Origin of the sequence: Microbispora sp. NBRC 16548 (genome assembly GCF_030268985.1) — a bacterium.
In the GTDB taxonomy this organism is placed as follows: Bacteria; Actinomycetota; Actinomycetes; order Streptosporangiales; family Streptosporangiaceae; genus Microbispora; species Microbispora catharanthi.
On sequence record NZ_BSSF01000090.1, the window covers coordinates 1 to 400 of the forward strand.

Below are 400 nucleotides of genomic sequence, written 5' to 3' on the forward strand. Positions count from 1 at the left end.
CCGTCGGAGGTCCAGGTGATGGGGGCCAGGACGGGGATGCGGCCGCCGGGGTAGGCGTCCTGGAAGGCCATGTAGTACCAGGCGCCGTTTTGGGTCTGGACCAGCCCGCCCTGGTGTGGCACTCCGCCGCCGGAGACCGGGCCGCCCATGTTCAGCAGCACCTGGCGCATCTCATAGGGGCCGAAGGGGCCGTTGGTGGACTTCAGCACGTACTGGCCGTTGGCCGGGCGGGTCAGGAAGATGTAGTAGGCGCCGTTGCGCTTGTACATCCGCGACCCTTCCAGGGTGCCCACGCTGGAGGGGGTGGAGAACACCTGCTGGCTGCGGACTTCGGTCTTTCCGTCGGCCGACAGCTGGGCCACGCTGATGTTGGTGTTGCCGTAGGAGACGTACATCGTGT

Annotated in this window: 1 protein-coding gene; it reads right to left on the reverse strand. The window is 67.0% G+C overall.

What is annotated here, in order from left to right; translation table 11 throughout:
- Window positions 1–400, reverse strand: a 400-nt coding sequence (locus QSK36_RS43165; RefSeq protein WP_285786455.1) for a family 43 glycosylhydrolase, incomplete at both ends; no start/stop codon positions are given.